This window comes from Nocardiopsis sp. B62 (assembly GCF_018070675.1).
Lineage (GTDB): Bacteria > Actinomycetota > Actinomycetes > Streptosporangiales > Streptosporangiaceae > Nocardiopsis > Nocardiopsis prasina.
In genome coordinates this window covers 121,998-141,399 of record NZ_JAGPXK010000004.1, presented here as the reverse complement: position 1 = coordinate 141,399, position 19,402 = coordinate 121,998, and the positions used below count along the sequence as shown (strand labels likewise).

17 protein-coding genes are annotated in these 19,402 nt (G+C 71.8%); 9 read left to right on the top strand and 8 right to left on the bottom strand.

Features of this window, described 5'->3' with window-relative positions; genetic code table 11:
• Positions 1–12: 12 nt before the first annotated feature.
• Positions 13–1,851, top strand: a complete 1,839-nt coding sequence (locus KBX21_RS06410; RefSeq protein ID WP_210841311.1) for an ABC transporter ATP-binding protein — start codon at positions 13–15, stop codon at positions 1,849–1,851.
• Between the two features lie 7 nt (positions 1,852–1,858).
• Here KBX21_RS06410 and KBX21_RS06405 read toward each other — a convergent pair whose 3' ends face one another.
• A complete protein-coding gene (locus KBX21_RS06405; RefSeq protein WP_049578288.1) occupies positions 1,859–2,500 on the bottom strand; it encodes a TetR family transcriptional regulator in 642 nt (213 codons plus the stop codon).
• A gap of 158 nt (positions 2,501–2,658) precedes the next feature.
• Between KBX21_RS06405 and KBX21_RS06400 the strand changes: the two genes are divergently transcribed.
• From KBX21_RS06400 to KBX21_RS06385, 4 genes are all read left to right on the top strand, one after another.
• Complete coding sequence (locus KBX21_RS06400) at positions 2,659–3,048, top strand: hypothetical protein (RefSeq protein ID WP_049578285.1); 390 nt, start codon at positions 2,659–2,661, stop codon at positions 3,046–3,048.
• Between the two features lie 420 nt (positions 3,049–3,468).
• Positions 3,469–3,849 (top strand): GntR family transcriptional regulator, encoded by a 381-nt coding sequence (locus KBX21_RS06395; protein WP_049578283.1) that lies wholly within the window; start codon positions 3,469–3,471, stop codon positions 3,847–3,849.
• Positions 3,850–4,008: 159 nt separating this feature from the next.
• Positions 4,009–4,515, top strand: a complete 507-nt coding sequence (locus KBX21_RS26520; RefSeq protein ID WP_234004118.1) for a hypothetical protein — start codon at positions 4,009–4,011, stop codon at positions 4,513–4,515.
• 52 nt (positions 4,516–4,567) lie between these two features.
• On the top strand, positions 4,568–4,981 hold the full coding sequence (locus KBX21_RS06385; RefSeq protein WP_210841310.1) for a hypothetical protein: 414 nt from the start codon (positions 4,568–4,570) through the stop codon (positions 4,979–4,981).
• Positions 4,982–5,062: 81 nt separating this feature from the next.
• Here the strand turns inward: KBX21_RS06385 and KBX21_RS06380 are convergent, their stop codons facing one another.
• The 3 genes from KBX21_RS06380 to KBX21_RS06370 all read right to left on the bottom strand — a co-directional run bounded on the left by KBX21_RS06380 (position 5,063) and on the right by KBX21_RS06370 (position 8,766).
• Entirely contained in the window at positions 5,063–5,416 is a 354-nt protein-coding gene (locus KBX21_RS06380; protein ID WP_049579023.1) for a hypothetical protein, read from the bottom strand.
• 146 nt (positions 5,417–5,562) lie between these two features.
• Positions 5,563–6,975, bottom strand: coding sequence for an RNA polymerase sigma factor (locus tag KBX21_RS06375; protein WP_049579025.1), 1,413 nt, complete (start codon positions 6,973–6,975; stop codon positions 5,563–5,565).
• Positions 6,976–7,494: 519 nt separating this feature from the next.
• Positions 7,495–8,766 (bottom strand): AMP-binding protein, encoded by a 1,272-nt coding sequence (locus tag KBX21_RS06370; protein ID WP_049579027.1) that lies wholly within the window; start codon positions 8,764–8,766, stop codon positions 7,495–7,497.
• A 174-nt stretch (positions 8,767–8,940) separates the two neighbouring features.
• Here KBX21_RS06370 and menB point away from each other — a divergent pair, with 174 nt between their 5' ends.
• The 3 genes from menB to menD all read left to right on the top strand — a co-directional run bounded on the left by menB (position 8,941) and on the right by menD (position 12,669).
• Positions 8,941–9,780: a 1,4-dihydroxy-2-naphthoyl-CoA synthase gene (gene menB, locus KBX21_RS06365; protein ID WP_049579029.1), complete on the top strand. Its 840-nt coding sequence runs from the start codon at positions 8,941–8,943 to the stop codon at positions 9,778–9,780.
• On the top strand, positions 9,777–10,763 hold the full coding sequence (locus KBX21_RS06360; RefSeq protein WP_049579031.1) for an o-succinylbenzoate synthase: 987 nt from the start codon (positions 9,777–9,779) through the stop codon (positions 10,761–10,763). Before menB ends, KBX21_RS06360 begins: the two co-directional genes overlap by 4 nt.
• A 187-nt stretch (positions 10,764–10,950) precedes the next feature.
• Positions 10,951–12,669: a 2-succinyl-5-enolpyruvyl-6-hydroxy-3-cyclohexene-1-carboxylic-acid synthase gene (gene menD / locus KBX21_RS06355; RefSeq protein WP_049579033.1), complete on the top strand. Its 1,719-nt coding sequence runs from the start codon at positions 10,951–10,953 to the stop codon at positions 12,667–12,669.
• A gap of 60 nt (positions 12,670–12,729) precedes the next feature.
• Here the strand turns inward: menD and KBX21_RS06350 are convergent, their stop codons facing one another.
• The gene (locus KBX21_RS06350) at positions 12,730–13,347 is read right to left on the bottom strand and encodes a Uma2 family endonuclease (protein WP_049579036.1); all 618 of its coding nucleotides are present in this window, start codon (positions 13,345–13,347) and stop codon (positions 12,730–12,732) included.
• A 245-nt stretch (positions 13,348–13,592) separates the two neighbouring features.
• Here KBX21_RS06350 and KBX21_RS06345 point away from each other — a divergent pair, with 245 nt between their 5' ends.
• Complete coding sequence (locus KBX21_RS06345) at positions 13,593–14,156, top strand: dihydrofolate reductase family protein (protein ID WP_049579039.1); 564 nt, start codon at positions 13,593–13,595, stop codon at positions 14,154–14,156.
• A 56-nt stretch (positions 14,157–14,212) separates the two neighbouring features.
• Here KBX21_RS06345 and KBX21_RS06340 read toward each other — a convergent pair whose 3' ends face one another.
• The 3 genes from KBX21_RS06340 to KBX21_RS06330 are packed head-to-tail and all read right to left on the bottom strand — an operon-like array spanning position 14,213 to position 19,374.
• The gene (locus tag KBX21_RS06340; protein WP_082206726.1) at positions 14,213–15,640 is read right to left on the bottom strand and encodes a glutamine synthetase family protein; all 1,428 of its coding nucleotides are present in this window, start codon (positions 15,638–15,640) and stop codon (positions 14,213–14,215) included.
• Positions 15,637–17,529 carry an IucA/IucC family siderophore biosynthesis protein gene (locus KBX21_RS06335; RefSeq protein ID WP_210841309.1) on the bottom strand — a complete coding sequence of 631 codons (1,893 nt, stop codon included), beginning with the start codon at positions 17,527–17,529 and terminating at the stop codon, positions 15,637–15,639. The genes KBX21_RS06340 and KBX21_RS06335 overlap by 4 nt, the downstream gene beginning before the upstream one ends.
• Before the next feature lie 24 nt (positions 17,530–17,553).
• On the bottom strand, positions 17,554–19,374 hold the full coding sequence (locus KBX21_RS06330; RefSeq protein ID WP_247665326.1) for an IucA/IucC family siderophore biosynthesis protein: 1,821 nt from the start codon (positions 19,372–19,374) through the stop codon (positions 17,554–17,556).
• Positions 19,375–19,402 lie beyond the last annotated feature (28 nt).

The following is a 19,402-nucleotide window of genomic DNA, read 5'->3' as shown; positions in this document are numbered from 1 at the left end:
AGAGGCCTTCCGATGACCGAATCCCCTTCAGGGTCCCCGGCCGGTCCCTCCGGCGCGCCCGTCGTGCGCGTGGACGACCTGCACGTCACCTTTCCGACACTGGACGGCGACGTGCACGCGGTCGACGGCCTGTCCTTCGAGGTCCCCGCCGGTGGCGCCCTGGGCATCGTGGGTGAGTCGGGTTCAGGCAAGAGCGTGACCTCGCTGGCCCTGATGGGTCTGCACCGGGGCAGCCGCGCGCGGATCACGGGTGGGATCGAGGTCGTGGGAACCGACGTGGTCGCGGCCAGCGACAGGAAGCTGCGGTCCATGCGGGGCAATGACATCGCGATGGTCTTCCAGGACCCGATGCAGTCCCTGCACCCGCAGTACACGATCGGCAACCAGCTGGTGGAGGCACTGCGGGTGCACCGGCCGCAGGTGTCCCGGGCCCAGGCGCGCACCAGAGCGGTCGAGTCCCTGGAGAGGGTCGGCATCCCCGAGCCCGCGAAGCGGGTCAACTCCTACCCGCACGAGTTCTCCGGCGGCATGCGCCAGCGCGTCCTGATCGCCATGGGTCTGATGTGCGATCCCAAGGTGCTGCTGGCCGACGAGCCGACCACCGCGCTGGACGTCACCGTGCAGGCCCAGATCCTGGACCTGCTGGACGAGCTGCGCCGCGACCTCGACATGGGCCTGATCCTCGTTTCCCACGACCTCGCGGTGGTCGCCGGTTCCGTGGACGAGGTCGTGGTCATGCGACACGGCCAGGCCGTGGAGCACGGCGACGTGCGCCGGGTCCTCGCCGAGCCCGAGCACCCCTACACGCAGGCGCTGCTGGCCGCCGTGCCGCGCGTGGAGATGTCACGGGCCGAGCGGCGCGCCCGGGACCGCGCCGAGCGGGCGGAGAGGTCACGCCGGGAACAGCGCAGGTCCTCGGGAGCGACAGCGGAGTCCGCCGGCTCCGAGCCCGCCGAACCCGCGCCCTTCTCCGCCTTCGAGCCCACCACCCGGGCCACGGGGGACCGGGGCGAGCCACTGCTGCGCGTCCGCGATGTCGCGCAGAGCTTCAAGGTGCGGGGCGGGCTGTGGGGCCGGGCCTCGGACTTCTGGGCGGTCAAGGGAGTGAGCTTCGACCTGTACAAGGGCGAGACCCTGGGGGTCGTCGGTGAGTCCGGGTCGGGCAAGAGCACGCTCTCCCGGATGGTCATGCGGCTGCTGGAGCCCACCAGGGGCACCGTGGAGTTCGAGGGGCAGGACATCACCCACCTGTCGGAACGGCGGCTGCGTCCGCTCCGCCGCGACGTGCAGATGGTCTTCCAGAACCCCTACTCGTCGCTGAACCCGCGCATGACCATCGGCCAGAGCATCGGCACCGCCCTGCGGGTCCAGGGCGAGGGGAACACCCGCACGATCCGTTCGCGGGTGCAGGAGCTGTTGGAGCGGGTGGGCCTGGAACCCAACCACTACAACCGGTTCCCACACGCCTTCTCCGGAGGCCAGCGCCAGCGCATCGCCATCGCCCGGGCACTCATCCTCAAACCGAGGCTCATCATCTGCGACGAGCCCGTCTCGGCACTGGACGTGTCCACCCAGGACCAGGTGCTGCGCCTGCTGTCCGAACTCCAGGACGACTTCGGCCTCACCTACGTCTTCGTCGCCCACGACCTCGCGGTAGTGCGCCAGGTCAGCGACCGCGTCGCCGTGATGCGCAAGGGCGAGGTGGTCGAACTGGGCGACAGCGACACCATCTATGAGAATCCGCAGAGCGACTACACCAGGCAGTTGCTCACCGCCGCCCCGGTCCTGGACCCCGACGAGGCCCGTGAACTGCGCAGCGAACGGGTGCGGCTGCGGTCCCGGGGCGACTGACGGCCGCTCAGCCGGACAGGCCCCTGAGCAGTGCGCGCAGGCCGAACCGGAACGCGGCCAGGGCCTCGGTCTCGTCGGGAGCGTCCTCACGGTCACCGTGGCGGACCTGGTGGGCGACCGCACCCAGACAGTAGGCGTTCAGGGCGTCGCAGGCCCGGGACACGTCGTCCTCCGCGACTCCCGCCTCGGTGAGGGCCGTGTGGAGCAGCGCCCGTGTGTCCTCCTCGCCCAGGGTGTGCGGCGCGCGGTGCATGAGCAGGGACAGCGCGCCGGAGTAGGTCAGCAGCCGCTCCCGGTAGGCCTCGGCCCAGACGGTCAGACGGCGGTCCCACGGGAGGTCGTCGGCCCCGGCCGCCTCCACGGGGTCGGTCCCGGTCGCCTCCACGCCCTCGGCACCGTCGACGTCCCCGGGCGGGCCCTGTCCCTCGGTCAGCCCACTGACCACCCGCGCCGTGGTGACGTACGCGGCGATGGCGTTGAACAGCTGCTCCTTGCCCTTGGGGAAGTGGTGGTAGATCGCCATGGCCTCCACGTCCAGGGCGTCGCCGAGTCGGCGCATGGACAGCCCGCCCAGACCCCGTCCGGCGATGATGTGGAGGGCCTCGACGATGATGCGCTCGCGGCTCAGACCCGCGTAGTTCCTGCTCACTCTGGTGCCTTTCGGGGGACAGGGGGATCGACGGAGTCAAGCTGGCAGGTCCGCCGCCGCGACGCCACCACCGACGCACGGTCCGGCTCGCCCGATGATCTTCGTCACCCATAGAGTTGCCTCGACACGGCTGACGGTACTCCCCACGGAGAGCGGACATGGGACTTGCCAAGCAGGACATGACGAAGGCGCGCGAAGAGCTCGCCCAGGACCAGGAACGGGCCGATCAGCTGCCCGAGCTCCTGAGGTCGGTGGCCGAGGCGGAGCGTGCCCTGGACGAGGTGCGCGAGCAGGACGCCCCGGTCGAGGAGGTCCACGCACACGGCGTGCGGTTCGACACCGCCCTGACCGAGGCCATGCGCGCCGCCTACGCGCGGGAGCGCGTACTGGTCGGGGTCAAGGGCTACACGGACCGCATCAAGCGCCGTAAGCGTCTGGCCCGACCCGAGATCAAGCAGGCCACCCAGGTCGCGGAGGACCTGCTCACGGCTCGGGAGGCGCACCGGCTGCACGGTATCCAGCAGGTGCCCCGTTCGGTGGTGGTCTGACTCCGGCCCCCGGCGGCCCCATGGTTCACTCCGTGGGGCCGCTTCGTCTGTGTCGGACCCGATCCATCGGGCCCGGTGCGTCGGACCCGGCCCACTGGCTGTTCGACGGTTGGGGCGAGGAGTGAGAGGACGCGCGCGGAGCGTGGACCTTTCAGGCTCGTTGAGGGCGACGGACGGGGACCGGTTGGGGGTCTGCGCGCGAAGCGGGTCGTTTGAGGGTTGGTGGTGGGCGACGGGTTGGGGGGTCTGGGCGCGAAGCGGGTCGTTTGAGGGTTGGTGGTGGGCGACGGGTTGGGGGGTCTGGGCGCGAAGCGGGTCCTTTGAGGGTTGGTGGTGGGCGACGGGTGGGCATAGGTTGGACGAACACCCGGTTCGCGCCGGGTGAGTGGTCGGCGATTCATGTGGGGAGCACACAAGGACATGGCGGATTTCATCCGCATTGATCCAACGTCGAAGGTTCCGCCCTACGAACAGATCAGAGCTCTCGTCGCGATCGCCGCGGCCAACGGTGAACTCCCCGTCGGCTACCGGCTGCCCACTGTCCGCGCCCTGGCCGGACAGCTTTCGGTGGCGGTGAACACCGTCGCCCGTGCCTATCGGGAACTCGAACAGGCCGGGGTCGTGGAGACCAGGGGCCGCTCGGGGACCTTCGTGGCCGCCGCCGGGGACGACCAGAGAGCCGAGGCCCTGGCCGCCGCGCGTGCCTACGCCGAGGTCATCACCCGGGTCGGGTTGGAACACGACGAGGCCGTCGAGATCCTGCGCGCGGCCCTGAAGGGTTCACCGGGGGCCGGTAACTGAAGACGCGCGCGGGACTCGTGGGGTTCCCTTCCGGGCACGTGATGACCGCAATCGGACCAAACCACTCCTGAAGCCCCTGAACTGGGGTGTTCGGCGATATTGTCGTGGTGCGCCGCCCTCCCCCGGTGGCGGTGAACGACAACCCCCAAGGAGGCGCCGATGAGCAGGAGATCTGGCGGCGGACGGTCATCAGGCGGACGATCCGGCGGAGGCCGCTCCAGCAGCGGTCGCTCCGGCGGCGGGAGGTCCAGCGGCGGTCGTTCCAGCGGTGGCGGCAGCAGCTCACGCGGAGGTGCCGCACGCCGTGGCGGCGGCTTCAACTCGCGCAGCAGCAGCGGTGGGTCCGGCCGCTCCGGCGGTGGCTTCGGCTCCGGTGGCGGCGCCGCGCGTGCCGGTGGCGGGTTCAACTCACGTTCGGGTTCGTCCCGCCCCGCGCGGTCCCCGAGGGCGGGGCGTCCCTCGCGACGCAGCAACCAGGCCCACGTCGTGGGCTCCGCGCACGCACCGCGTCCCCGGAACCGCTGGTACTACGGCAGGAACCGCCACTACTACAGCGACGGCCCGGGGTTCGCTCCGCGCGGCGGCGGAGTGGGCGCGGTGCTGGGATGCCTGGGAGCCGTCGTCGGCACGCTGGTCATCCTGGCGCTCCTCGCAGTGCTGATCTGACCCCGACCAGCGATCCCCCGAACAGCCCCCGAGAAGGAAACGAGCAGCACCCGTGTCCCACCCCCGAACCCCCACCCGTGTACTGTCGCTGGCCGCCGCGGCCCTGGTCGTCCCCCTGGCGCTGACCGCGTGTTCCGGGAACCAGAGCGAGATCGACGCCGCCTGCGCCGACATCCAGAGCAACATCGCGGCGGTCGACCTGGCGGCCGAGAGCATCGGCACCGACGTCCTGGTCGACGACGTTCCTTTCCAGGACGAGCACTACGGCGTTCTCGACGCGCACGTGCTGGACGTCGAACGCCTGGAGGAGGCGGCCCGAGGCGACCTCAGCAGGGACGCCACCGAGCGTGCCGACGCGGTCAACGCGGTCCTGGAGGAACTGGACTTCGGAGACCACGACGGACTGGCCGACGCCCTGGACTGGACCTCCGAAACGCACGACATGATCCTCGCGGCCTGCGACTAGAGCCCTTCCGGCGCAGGGCCGAACATCGCGAACGGGGCGGGAACACACAGTTCCCGCCCCGTTCGCGTGCGCGCGGACGACTCAGCGGCGCAGACCCAGCACCGCGACCAGGTAGAAGCAGATCAGGCCGGCCCACACCATGAAGACGGACATGGCGCCCCCGATGAGGGCGGCGACGATGCCCGTGATGGGGATGCTGATCCCCAGGCACACCAGGGCCAGGACCATACGCACGGTGTTGGAGGCGACACCGACACGGCGCTCGTCCGCCCCGGCCTGGCGCGCCACGTGGTGCCTGACGCGTTCCTCGATGGTGTCGTCGACGCGCTCGACGAGGGAGGCCGCCACCGCGTCGTCGTACTCGGGGCCCAGGTCGCGGCTGGCGCGCAGCGCGGCCGCGATCTCATCCTGGTGCCGCTGGGGGTTGTCGCTCATCTGCCCATCATCCCACCGGGAGGGGGCGCGGAGCGCTCCCGTCCTCGGATACCGGGGGAAGTTCGGGGTTGTCCCTGAGCCCGGAAACGCCGAAGGGGCCGCTCTCCCGAGGGGGGAACGGCCCCGTACGTCACACGAGGGTGTGGTCAGCTGGCGAAGTCCAGCAGCTGCTGGGCCCGGCTCGGGTGGCGCAGCTTCGACAGCGACTGCTTCTCCAGCTGCCGGATGCGCTCACGGGTGAGCCCCAGGTGCTTGCCGATCTCGTCGAGGGTGCGCGGCCGGCCGTCCATCAGCCCGAACCGCAGCGACATGATGGTCGCCTCGCGCGGCTCCAGGTCCGACAGGGCGTTGCGCAGCTGGTCGGCCATGAGCTGACGGTCGACCACCTCGGAGGCCTCCGAGGCGTCCACGTCCTCGATCAGGTCGCCGATGCGGGTCTCGCCGTCCTCACCGATGGTGGAGTCGAGGCTGATCGGCTGGCGGGTGACGCGCAGCAGCTCCTCGATCTGGGCCGGGGTCTTGTCCAGCTCCAGTCCCAGCTCCTCCGGGGTGGGCTCGCGGCCCAGCGCCTGGTGCATGTCGCGCTCCAGACGGCTCACCTTGCTGAGCAGCTCCAGGACGTGCACGGGCAGGCGGATGGTGCGGGCGGAGTCGGCGAACCCGCGCTGGATGGCCTGGCGGATCCACCACATGGCGTAGGTGGAGAACTTGAAGCCCTTGGTGTAGTCGAACTTCTCCACGGCGCGGATGAGGCCGAGGTTGCCCTCCTGCACCACGTCCAGCAGGGACATGCCGCGGTCGCTGTACTTCTTGGCCACGGACACGACCAGGCGGAGGTTGGCCTCCAGCATGTGGGACTTGGCCTTGCGGCCGTCCTCGGCCACCCACTCCAGCTCTTCGCGTTCGACGTCGGCCATCGGGACCGAAGCGTCGATCTCGCCGTGCTGCCCGAGCCGGTACTCGGCGTACAGTCCGGCCTCGACCCGCTTGGCCAGGTCCACCTCCTGCTCGGCGGTGAGCAGCTGCCGCCGCCCGATCGCCTTGAGGTAGGTGTGGACCGAGTCGCCCATCGCGGGTGACTGGTCGTCGAGGTCGGCTTCGCCGGTCTCCGGGTCGGTGGTGTTCTGGTTGGTCTCGGTCTTCTTGGTTCGCCGCGTGGTGGTGCGGGCCTTCCTCCGGGTGGAGGGGCCCTTGCGCGAGGCGGCCTTGCCGGATGCGGCCTTGGGTGCCTCGTCGGTGTTGGGTACCGTCGCGATGAGAGTGTTTTCCAGCACGTCGTCCTCGGCGTCAGGGTCGGCCACCATCGCGGAGTCCTCGCCCCCGTTGGCGAGTCGGACCCCGTTCTCGGTGAGTTCACGCAGGATGGAGCGGCCGTCACTGGAAGTGACTCCGGCCGCGGAGAAAGCGGTACGTAGTTCTGAGAGGGACAGGTGTCCCTGGGCGCGCCCCTGGGTGATCAGGTCGGTCAGAGCCTCGTGGGCGGCACGGCCCTCGGTCGGAGCGTTGCCGTCGGGGACTTCGGCCTCGGGGCCCGAAGCGTCTAGGGCAGTGCTCGTCATGTGGGCACCTCCCTCCCTTCCAGGACGTCTGGCACGCGGCGGAGGGTTCCCGCCGACTGGTCGCGCCAATATGTCCAACGTGTCGGCGAGTCAAATGTTCCCTGTCTCGATTGGATATCGAAGAGGGTGGTATGGATCACTCTCCCATGAGTGGCGCAGGACCGACCCATGCGGGTAATGGCGCCCGCTCGGTCCGAGTGCGAGAACCGCCACGCGACAGGCGTTCCGGGCTCGGGGGAGGGCGCAGGGGAGCGGACGATGGGATCGATGGCTGCCGCCAACCGCGGACCTCCTTGGAAGAGGGGCCGAAGAGACCGGATACTCAAGTAGACGCCGGGGAGCTTTCGGAAGTTCCCCGCCAACCGGACAAGGTCTCCCGGGCCAGGGTCCCACGTGTACGGACCACACCGGTAAACGCGCCCTCGCCCCGGGTACGGCCGGTGATCCGGCTCCGACCAGCGGCGCGAGGGGTGTGGCGAGCGAGGGTGGTCCGCGGGGTGACCGGCCGATGCCGTCCGTTCAGGAACCGGGGCGGCGCAGTGTGACCAGGTCGGGCTTGCCGGAGGCGAGCATCGGCAGCGCGGCGCGCAGGTCCAGTTCCCGAGGGCACGCGTAGGCGGGCAGCCGTTCGCGGACCCATCCCCGCAGCTCCTCCAGCGCGGGCGGATTCCCGGGGTCGGCGGGTACCACGACCGCCGTCACCCGCTCGCCCCACTCGGGGTCGGGGCGGCCCACCACCACCGACTCCGCGATCTCCGGGCGGGCGGCCAGGATGGCGTTCACCTGGCCGGGGACCACCTTGTGGCCGCCCGTGTTGACCACCTCGTCCATGCGGCCCAACACGTGCAGACGCCCCTCGGCGTCCACACGGCCCAGGTCGTTGGTGCGCAGCCACAGGCGCCCGGCGTCGTCGCGGGACATCCCGGCCTCGTCCTCGTCCCGGGCCCAACCTCCTGGCCCCGAGCCCGGTGGCAGCCGGTACCCGGTGAGCAGGGTCGGGCCGCCCAGTACGACGCGGCCGGGCTCCCCGGGCCCCGCACCGGCGATGCGGACCTCGATCCCGTCCAGCGCGACCCCGTCGTACACGCACCCGCCGCAGGTCTCGCTCATGCCGTAGGTGGTCACCACCCGGCCGCCCGCCGCGCGGGCCGCGGCCAGCAGGGAGGGCTCTGCCGCCGCGCCGCCGAGCAGGATCGTGCCGAACGCCGAGAGGTCCGCCCCGGCGGCCAGGAGGCGGCGCAGCTGGGTGGGGACCAGCGAAACGTGTGGCCGCAGCTCACGCGCCAGCTCCGCCACCGCGTCCGTGTCGAACGGCGCGTGCACCACCTCGCCCCCGGTGACCAGGGCGCGGATCATCACCTGGATGCCGGAGATGTGCCCGGCCGGAAGCACGCACAGCCAGCGGTCGCCCGGGGCGGCGCCGATCCTCGACACCGAGGCACGGGCCGAGGCGCGCAGGGCGGACGCGGACAGCTCCACGCCCTTGGGCTCGCCGGTCGAACCCGAGGTGGTGACGACCAGAGCCGCGTCCGGACCCACCGCGACGCCACCGGGCAGGTCGGTGGTGCCGTCGGGGGTACGCAGCGACGAGGGCCGCATGGCGGCCAACAGGGCCTCGGCGCGCGGGTCGGGGGTGCCGTCGGGAATGGGTAGCAGAGCGGGGCCGGTGCGGTCCAACGCCCGGGCGAGCAACCCGTGCATGACGTCGGGGGTCAGACCGCGTACCGCCTGGAGGGTGCGTTCGCCCTCGCGGCCGGGGACCTGGGACCGGGGTTCGCTTGCTTGTGCCACGGTGCTCCAGCGTACGCCCGACCAGGGGAGCGGCCGTCCTGTGGGGCCGGGTGTCGGGTGCGTGGCTGCCCGTCCCGGCTCGCCTGGCACAATGCGTAGGGTTGACGTCTGGGCGCGACGGTCACCCCGGCCGCGCCCACACCGTCCCCATCCCCGTGAGGAGAAGCAGAAGCCGTGAGCAGCGTGATCGACTGGCAGCGGTCGGGCGAGTATTCCGACATCATCTACGAGACCGCGGAGGGCATCGCCAAGATCACGATCAACCGCCCCGAGCGGCACAACGCGTTCCGTCCCCAGACGCTCTTCGAGCTCCAGACGGCCTTCGGCAACGCCCGGGACGACTCCAGCGTCGGCGTGATCATCTTCACCGGCGCCGGTGACCAGGCGTTCTGCTCCGGTGGCGACCAGAAGATCCGCGGCGACGACGGCTACATCGGCGACGACGCCGTGGCCCAGCAGGGCATCGGCCGCCTCAACGTGCTCGACCTCCAGGTGCAGATCCGCCGCCTGCCCAAGCCCGTGATCTGCATGGTCGCCGGGTGGTCCATCGGCGGCGGCAACGTCCTCCAGGTGTGCTGCGACCTCACCATCGCCGCCGACAACGCCAAGTTCGGCCAGACCGGACCCAAGGTCGGCTCCTTCGACGGCGGCTACGGCGCCTGGCTGCTCGCCGAGACCGTGGGCCTGAAGAAGGCCCGCGAGATCTGGTACCTGTGCCGCCAGTACAGCGCACAGGAGGCGCTGGACATGGGCATGGTCAACACCGTCGTGCCGCTGGCGGACCTGGAGAAGGAGACCGTCTCCTGGGCCCGCGAGATGCTGGACAAGTCCCCGCTGGCGCTGCGCATGCTCAAGGGCGCCATCAACGCCGTGAGCGACGGCGCCGCCGGGATGCAGCAGTTCGCCGGTGACGCCACGATGCTCTACTACATGAGCGAGGAGGCCCAGGAGGGCCGGGACGCCTTCAAGGAGAAGCGCCGTCCGGAGTTCGACAAGTTCCCGCGTCGCCCGTGACCGGCGCCTCGGAGCCTGCCCCGGCGGTGACCGCCACCGGGGGGCGGGCCTTCGCCATCGGCCTGCGCAACCGCTTCCGGGGCATCACGGTCCGTGAGGGAATGCTGGTGCGCGGTCCCGCCGGGTGGGGCGAGTTCTCACCCTTCGCCGAGTACGGGCCGCGCGAGGCCTCCCGATGGTGGGCCGCCTGCCTCGAGGCGGCCCACCAGGGCTGGCCGGAGCCGGTGCGTGACCGGGTGGCCGTCAACGTGACCGTGCCCGCCGTGGACCCCCGACGCGCCGCCGCGATCGTCGCGGCGGGCGGCTGCGCCACCGCCAAGGTCAAGGTCGCGGAAAAGGGCCAGGACTGGCGCGAGGACGTGGCCAGGGTCGAGGCGGTCCGCTCCGCGATCGGCCCCTCCGGCCGGGTGCGGGTGGACGCCAACGGCGCCTGGGACGTGGACACCGCCGTTCGCATGACACGCGAGCTGGACCGGTTCGACCTCGAGTACGTGGAGCAGCCCTCCGCGACCCTGGACGAGCTGGCCGCCGTGCGCCGCCGGGTCGACGTGCCGGTGGCCGCCGACGAGTCCATCCGCCGCGCGGAGGACCCCCTGCGGGTGCGCGCCTCCGAGGCGGCGGACATCGTGGTGCTCAAGGTGCAGCCCCTGGGCGGCGTGAGTGCCGCACTGCGGGTGGCCGAGGCCTGTGGACTCCCTGTGGTGGTCTCCAGCGCGGTGGAGACGTCCGTGGGACTGGCCGCCGGGGTGGCCCTGGCCGCCTGTCTGCCCGAACTCCCGTACGCCTGCGGCCTGGCGACCATGCAGATGCTCGACGCCGACGTCACCGCCGACCCGCTGTTGCCCGTGGACGGGTTCCTCCCGGTCCGTCCGTCCCAGGTGGACGAGGCCGCCCTGGCCGCGGTCGAGATCGATCCGGGTGCCTGGCGCGCACGGGCCGAAGCCGCCGATGCGGCGGGGCGGACCCCCTCCGACCGGGCCTGACCTACCACGGGGCACGGTGACGGGTGTTGCGGAGTGACGTGCGACCGTACCCGGTGGGCATGAGATCACAGCCGGGTTCGCTCGCCGTTCGGAACCGAACGGGGTTCACTGGAAGGGTCCGGGCCCGTTCGACCGGGTCGCATCGCACGGGGATACTGGTACATACCTTGACGAACGAAAGACTCTGATGAATCCGTCTACCGCCCTGGCACGGGTCCTCGTCGACGAACTGGCCCGCTGCGGGATGGTCGAGGCCGTCGTCGCTCCCGGATCGCGCTCGACGCCCTTGGCGCTGGCCCTGGTCGCCCACCCCGGCGTCCGGGTCCACGTGCGTGTGGACGAGCGATCGGCCTCCTTCCTCGCCCTCGGCCTGGCCCGCGCCTCACGCCGACCCGTCGCGGTGGTGTGCACCTCCGGCACGGCGGCCGCCAACCTCCACCCCGCGGTGATGGAGGCGGACGAGAGCGGCGTGCCGCTGCTGGTACTCACCGCCGACCGGCCCCCGGAACTGCGCGGCACCGGTGCCAACCAGACGGTGGACCAGATCGGCCTGTACGGCGGCGCCGTGCGCATGTTCGCCGAGGTCGGCACCCCCGACCCCGCCCCGGGCATGGTGGCGTACTGGCGCTCGCTGTCCTGTAGGGCCTGGGCGTCCGCGACCGGCGGCCGCCCCGGCCCCGTCCACCTCAACGTGGCCTTCCGCGACCCGCTCACCCCCGACGAACCCTCCGCCACCCCCACCTGGACGGCGCCCCTGGACGGGCGCCCGGACGGCCGCCCGTGGATCTCGCGCCCGGCTCCGTTCACCGAGCCCGCGCCGCTGGTGCTGCCCGACGTCGAGCGCGGCGTGATCGTCTGCGGTGACGGCGACTTCGACCCCGTCCCCTTCCTTGCCCTGGCCGAGGTGACGGGCTGGCCCCTGCTGGCCGAGCCCACCTCCAACGCCCGCAGGGTCGGCGCGCTCTCCACCTACCGGCAGCTGCTGGCCTCACCGGGGTTCGCCGACGCGCACGCACCCGAGCTGGTCGTGAGCGTGGGGCGGCCGAACCTGTCCCGGCAGGTCCTGGCCTACCTGCGCCGAGCCGAACGCCACGTGGTGGTCACCGCGGGGGCGTTGGGCGACCCGGCGGCGAGTCTGGCCAACGACTTCTCCGACCCCGCGCGCACCGCCACCGACGTCGTCGCGGCGGTGGCCCCGCCAGCCGGGCTGGACTGGGCGCACCCGCGCCGCACCGACTGGTCGGGTTCCTGGGAGCGAGCCGAGGCGGTCGCCCGCGAGGCCATCGACTCTGTGCTGGACGCGGACGAGACCCTGTCCGAGCCGCGCCTGGCTCGCGACCTCGTCGCCCACCTGTCCGCTGGTTCGCTGCTGTTCGCCGGTGCGAGCATGCCCATCCGCGACCTCGACGCCACGATGCGCGCCCGCTGCGGTGTGCGCCTGGTCGGCAACCGCGGGGTGAGCGGGATCGACGGGACGGTGTCCACGGCGATCGGCGCGGCCCTGGCCCACCAGAAGGAGGGCGAGGGCCCGGCCTACGCCCTGGTGGGCGACCTGGCCATGCTGCACGACCAGAACGGCCTGATCATCGGCCCGGGCGAGCCCCGCCCCGACCTCGTGGTCATCGTCGTCAACAACGACGGCGGCGGCATCTTCTCGGGCCTGGAACAGGCGGGCCACCCCGACTTCGAGCGGGTGTTCGGCACCCCGCACGGCGTCTCCATGGAGCGGGTGGCGGCCGTGGCGGACCTGCCGTACACCCGGGTGGAGTGGGCCACCGACCTGCCCAAGGCCCTCCTCGGAGAGGGTCTGCGGATGGTGGAGGTCCGCACGACCAGAGCGGGCAGCGCGGCCCTGCGGCGCCGTATCCAGGACGCCGTGGACCACGCACTCGGCGCTCTGTCCTAGCGGGAGCGTCACACGAAGGGGGAGGCACGGAGCACCGTGCCTCCCCCTTCGCGCGCCGGGTCAGCGGTCCAGGATGTTCGTCAGGTCGAACTCCAACTTCAGCGGAACGGAGGTCCTGAGGGACTTCCGGTGGATGGTCGGCCTGCCGTAGTCGCCCGACGGGCTGGCGGGGTCCTTCTCGTACTCGTAGACCACCGCGTCGTTCCCGTCCTGCTCGACGCGCCAGTAGAAGCGCACACCGGCCCGCGCGTAGAGCTCGGGCTTGCGTTCACGGTCCCGTACCTCCGACTCCTTGGAGACCACCTCGACCGCCAGCTCCACCGCCTCCGGCGGGAACCAGGTCTGTTCCAGTTTCTGGAACGCGTCCGTACGGACCAGCATCAGGTCCGGCTCCGGCCGCTGCCGTTCGGAGAGTCTGATGGTGAACTCCCTCGCGACCCGCAGCCCCGCGGACACGTTGACCTTGAGTGCGTCTCCGAGGAGTTCGAGGACGAGCATGTGGAACAGCTTCTGGGGGCTCACCAGTACCAGGTTTCCGTCGATGAGTTCGGTGTGCGGCGGAAGATCCGGGATACGGTCGAGGTCGTCAGCGGTGAAGCCGTCCTGCGGCGGCATGGGGAGGACCACGGTGTCCTCGAACTCTGGCGCTTGTTGCTCGGCCACTGTCGGAGCGGACATGTGACTGCCTTCGGTCGTCGGATCGTTCTTGTCGCTCACCGTAGCCATCCCCGCTGTCCCTGGTGTCGCTTTTCGCGATTGTTCCTACCCAGAGCATGCACCAGAACCCGGGGTCGCCGGTCGACCACGGGTCCGAGGACACGCCCGAGTCCCCCCCGGGGGCGGTGTCGAGGTCGGCGCGCGTCGTGACGGGTTCCGCGGGGTTCGACGGTCATACTGTCGGGACCGTCACGAGGGAGGGCGCGATGCGCGACGTGGTCTATTCGATGGGTGTGTCGTTGGACGGCTACATCGTCGGGCCGGACGGCTCCTTCGACTGGTCGGTACCGGACGAGGAGGTCTTCGCCCTCGCCACCGACGAGGTGCGCCGGGTCGGCGTCTACCTGCTGGGACGACGCCTCTACGAGACGATGGCCTACTGGGAGACCGTCGACCAGAACCCGGCACACGACCACTCGACGGTCGAGTTCGCCGAGATCTGGCGGGCGCTCCCGAAGGTGGTGTTCTCCTCCACGCTGTCCGAGGTACGCGGCAACACCCGTCTGGCGTCCGGCGGTCCGGCGGAGGAGATCGCACGGCTGAGGGCCGGTCCGGGGGAGGGCGACATCGCCGTCGGCGGCGCGACCCTGGCAGCCCAGGTGGCCGATCTGGGCCTGATCGACGAGTTCCGGCTCCGGGTGTACCCGGTGCTGGTGGGCGGCGGCATCCCGTTCTTTCCCCGGGGCGAGCGCCGGAGGGATCTCCGGCTCGTCGAGTCCCGCACCGTCGGTGGGGGGATCGTCTACCTCCGCTACCGCGTGGCACGCTGACCGCGAGAGCGGAGGGACCGACGCCCCGCCGGATCGGTCCGGCGGGGCGCCCGTGCCTAGCCGCGCTCGAAGTGGCGGCGGCGTTCGAGGTCGGTGACGGTTGCGGAGAAGGCCGCGAGTTCGGCGCGGCCCGCCGCCGCCTGGTTGCGCACCACCTCAGGGCCGAAGCAGGACCGGGCGATCTCGCTGTCCTCCCAGGCCAGGACGGCCTCCTCCAGAGAGGCGGGCAGGCGGGCGGCGCCGCTGGCCGAGGCGTCCCCCGCTGTGGGCTCGGGCAGGGGGAGTGCCTGGTCGATGCCGTACAGGCCCGCCGCGACGACCCCCGCCACCGTCAGGTGGGGGTTGGCGTCCCCGCCCGGCACCCGGAACTCGATCCGCGCGGACCCGCCCGATCCGATCACCCGCACCGGGCAGGTGCGGTTGTCCAGACCCCAGGTGACGGTGTTCGGCGCGTAGGCCTGCGGTGACAGGCGCTTGTACGAGTTGACGTTGGGCGCGTACAGCAGGGCGAAGTCGCGGGCGCAGGCCAGCTGCCCGGCCACGAAGTGCTCCATGTGCTTGGACATGCCGTGCCGCCCCGCGCCGTCGTCGGCGAAGACCGGTGCGCCGGTCTGGTCGCGCAGCGACAGGTGCACGTGGCAGGAGTTGCCCTCGCCGCCGTCGAACTTGGCCATGAAGGTCAGCGCGACCCCGGCCTGCGCCGCCAGCGCCCGGGCCCCCGCCTTGTACACGACGTGGTTGTCGCAGGTGCGCAGGGCGTCGTCGTAGCGGAAGACGATCTCGTACTGGCCGGGATGGCACTCGCCCCGGGCCGACTCCACCGTCATGCCGGTGCGCTCCATGGCGGTGCGGATGCGCCGCATCAGCGGGTCGATCTCGGTGACCTCGGGCAGCGCGTAGTCGGAGTTGAACCGGGTGGCCGTGGTCAGGCCCCGGTAGTCGGCCTCGAACGCCTCCTGGTAGGAGTCCCGGAACACGAGGAACTCCAGTTCCGTCCCGGCCAGGGCGTGCCAGCCGCGTTCGGCGAGGCGGTCCAGCTGGGTTCGGAGCACCTGCCGGGGCGCCACCGGTACCGGGTTCCCCTCGGAGTCGCGGGCGTCGCCGAGCACCAGGGCGGTGCCCGGGTCCCAAGGTAGGTAGCGCAGGGTGGCGGGGTCGGGCAGGACCGAGAGGTCGCCGAGGCCGCCGCCCCAGGGGTCGACGGCGTAACCGGGCCGCGACTCCATCTCGACGTCCGTGGCGAGCAGGTACTGGCAGGCGTCGAAGCCGGTCTCCAACGTCCGGGAGAGGAAGTCCCGGGGGTTGATCCGGCTGCCCTGCACCCGGCCCTGGAGGTCGGGCAGGGCCACGATCACGTCGGTGATCGCGCCCGACTCCACGTCGGCGCGCAGGCGGTCGAGCGGCACGGGGAAGGGCGGAGGCGCAGGGCTGGGAGGCAGGGTCTCGGTCAGGGGCGGCAGTCCGTCGCCGACGAGCGGGTTCACCGGGTCTCCTCGGTACTGGTGGCGGGGGCCCGGTACAGCGGGTTGGGAATGGGCGGCGCGTCCAGGTGGAACTCGGCGTCGCGTTCGGCCCGGTCGTGGTAGCCACCGCCCAGCAGGCGCTCGCGGTTCAGGCACACCCGCTCGTACTCCGGGGCGAGCAGGTCGAACGTCGCGAAGCGTTCGGCCAGCTCGGGGAACTCCTCCTGGTAGCGCGTGATCTCCGCCCGGACCAGGTCCCAGAACCGTTCCTCCGGCACGTCCAGCGACTCGTGGACCAGCGGCGCGAGGTAGCGGAAGTGGCCGACGAACAGGGACTTGGCGACGGAGGAGGTGAGTTCCCGGGCGTCGAAGCGCATGAGCACGCCCAGGGTCTCCTCGGGCAGGTCCGCGTACTCGGGCAGGTCGGTGTCCAGGAGTTTCATGTCGTCCACGAAGTCCTTGACGGCGAGCCGTACCGGGCGGTCGCGCTCGTCGTGGACCACGATCGCGTTCTCCCCGTGCGGGTTGAAGGCCAGCCCGTACCGGTAGAGCAGGTGCAGGATCGGCGGCAGGAGGGCGGCGAACAGGGCGCGCAGCCACTCCTCGGCACCGAGGCCGGAGCGCTCCACGAGTTCGGCGACCAGCGCCCGTCCCTCGCCGTCCACGTGCAGCAGGGCGGCCAGCGTGCGGGCGCGCTCGCCCGGGTCGAGCTGTTCGGTGACCGGCTCGCGCCACAGGGCTCCCAGCAGCTGGCGGTGGCGGTAGGGGGCGTCGGGGATGTCCTCCAGGACCGGGTGGCGCACGGCCACCGCCGCGACCTCGCCGGGCAGGACCACCCGGCAGCGCTCGGACAGGAACGGGTCCCGGTCGCGCAGGGCGTGCACCCACCCGGTGCTGGCGGGCGCCGCCCGGCACAGCTCGGTGGGGATGCCCCGGTAGACCATCGTGTTCAGGATGGCCAGCGACAGTTTGACGTTGAGCCGGTCGGGGCGGCCGAGGTTGGTGAAGGTGCGGACGGACTGCTGCGGCAGGTAGTCGTCGGCCGCCTCGCCCAGCGCAACGACGAGGCGGTGCGCGATCTCGGCGGCGAACAGCGGCACGACCACCTCGTCCCACTGCCAGGGGTGGACCGGCAGCCACACGAACTCGGTGGCCGCGGTTCCGGAGCCCCGGAGGGAGTCCTCCAGGTGCTCGGTGAACAGGGAGGTCAGCTCGGGGCCGAGTTCTCGGGAGCGCAGTGCCTCCTGGTCCAGGCCGGGCACACCGTGGTGCTCGGCCAGGGAGCGGTGCACCGCGATCCAGGGCATGCGCGTGGGCCTGCGCGCCTCGGGCGGGTACTGCGCGCGGTCCCGGGCGGAGAAGCCCACCCGGCCCTTGTTGGCGAAGATCCAGGGGTGGCCGGTCTGGTGTCCCTCCAGCTCGGCGTGGGGGAGCGCGGCCAGCGCGGCGCTGGTGGTGCGGGAGGAGGCCAGACGGGCGTCGGCGCTCAGGGTGGCGCTCAGTTCCCCGACCGTGAACGCCTCCACGGCGGGGTCGACGATTCCGGCCGCGCCGAGGTCGCGCAGGAGCCGGAAGGGTGAGGCCGCGGTCCGGGTGCCGTCGCGGGCCTCCCGCTCGGCGGTACCGGGGCGGACCCGCCAGCCGTCCATGGCGGTGCGCCGTCCCTCGAAGACGTAGGAGGCGCCGGAGTGGACCGGGGCCCGCCAGCGCCCGGGGCCGTCGGCGTCGGGGCGCAGGGCGTACTCGAAGCAGAGCTCGGCGAGCATCTTGGCGGCCAGGTGGCCGCTGGCGCGGTCCCAGTGTTCGGCGGTGAGTTCCGGGGGGACCGGCAGCGGCCCCGGTGCGGTGGCCGTGTCCTGCGTCGTGGTCACGGACCGGGTCCGGGCACGGGGCGGGTTCTGGGTGGTCATCTGGTTTCTCCGAGCTGGTCGCGGTCAGGGCCGGGCGAGGGGGTTGTCGACCAGGCCGTGCATGACGTCGAACTCGGCGTCGCGTTCGGCGCGTTCGTGGAAGCCGCCGCCCATGAGCTGTTCGCGGTTGAGGGCGACCCGGCCCACCTTGGGGGCGAGCAGGTCGAACATCGCGAAGCGGTCGGCCAGCTCGGGGAAGCGCTCCTGGTAGGCGAGGACCTGCTCGCGGGCCAGGCGCCACAGGGCCTCACCGGGCACGCCCAGCTGTCGTTCGACGATGTCGGCGAGGAAGCGCAGGTGCCCGGCGCAGATCGCGGACAGCACGGAGTGGGCCAGTTCCTCGGGCTTCCAGCGGTGCAGGACCGAGCGCACGTGGTCGGGGATCTCGGCGTACTCGGGCAGGTCGAAGGGGAGCAGCTCGACGTCGGAACCGAAGTCCTTCAGGGCGACGCGGACGGGGGTCTCGTCGGCGTCGAAGACCAGCACGACGTTCTCGCCGTGGGGTGTGAAGGAGGCGCCGTAGCGGTGGAGGTAGTGCAGCACCGGTGGGAACAGCGCTCCCAGGAACCGCTCCAGCCACACCCGTGGTTCCAGGCCCGAGCGTTCGACCAGTTCGGTGACCAGTGCCCGCCCGTCGGAACCCTCCAGGAGCAGGCAGGCCATGGTGCGGGCCCGTTCCCCCGGGGCGAGGTGGCGGTGGATCGGCTCGCGCCAGATGGTGCCCAACAGCTCGTGGAAGCGGTAGGGGGCCTGCGGCATCCGGTCGAACACGGGGTGGGGGACGGTCGCCGAGGCGCGCTCGGCGAGCATGATCACCCCGGTCTCGTCGAAGTACGGGTCGCGTTCGGCGAGTGAGCGCAACCAGGTGCTCGTGTGCGGGGCGCATCCGGTCTGGGTCCCCGAGAGCCCGCGCCACACCAGGGTGTTGCGGATCATCAGCGGCACCTTGACGTTGAGGCGGTCGGGCCGGTCCAGGTTCATCAGGGTGCGGATGGACTGGAAGGGGCGGTAGCGGTCACGGCTCAGCCCCAGCCGCACCACCCGACCGAGGGCGATCTCGGAGGCGAAGAGCGGCGAGACGACCTCGTCCCACTGGAAGGGGTGGACCGGCATCCACAGGTAGGCGTCCGGGTCCTCGCCGCGCGCCCGCACCGCCTCGGCGAACTCCGCGCGTTGGTCCTCGTCGAGTTCGCGGGCGAGCAGGCCGTGCCTTTCGGTGCCGGCCATGGACTGGAAGCGCCCCAGGTCGGGGTGGACCGCGATCCACACCAGGCGGAACGCGCCGCGGGCCTCGGGGGTGTAACGGGCGGCGTCGGCGGCGGAGAACCCCAGGCGGCCCTTGTTGACGAAGATGCAGGGGTGACCGGTCTGGTGGCCCTCCAAGTCCTCGTAGGGGAGGTCGGCGAGCTCGGCGGCCCCGAGGGGCGAGGCGATCAGCCGGGCGTCGGCCGCGTGGGTGGCCAGCAGGTCGCGGACCACCTCGGCCAGGGAGTCGCCGGGCAGTCCCACGGTGGTCTGCGCGTCGGTGACGAACAGGGTCGGGTCCCAGGCGGGCTCCTCCCCGTCCCGTGTGTGACGGACCAGGGAGTCGGGGTCCACGTGCCAGGAGCCGAACCCGCCCCTCCGCGCGGTGAAGCCGTAGGAGACCCCGTCGTCAACGGCCAGCGTCCAGGAGGGGGAGCCGTCGGACGCGGCCCGCCGCGCGGTTTCGGGGACCACCATCTCCTCGTAGGCCATCTCTCCGACCATGTGTGCGAGCAGGCGCCGCCCGGCCCTTCGCCAGATCGCGGGATCAGTGGTGGCGGGGTCCACGGGGTCGGGTGTGGCGGGTGCGGTCTCGGGCAAGGGGTTCCCTTCCGTCCGGCGGTCGGTC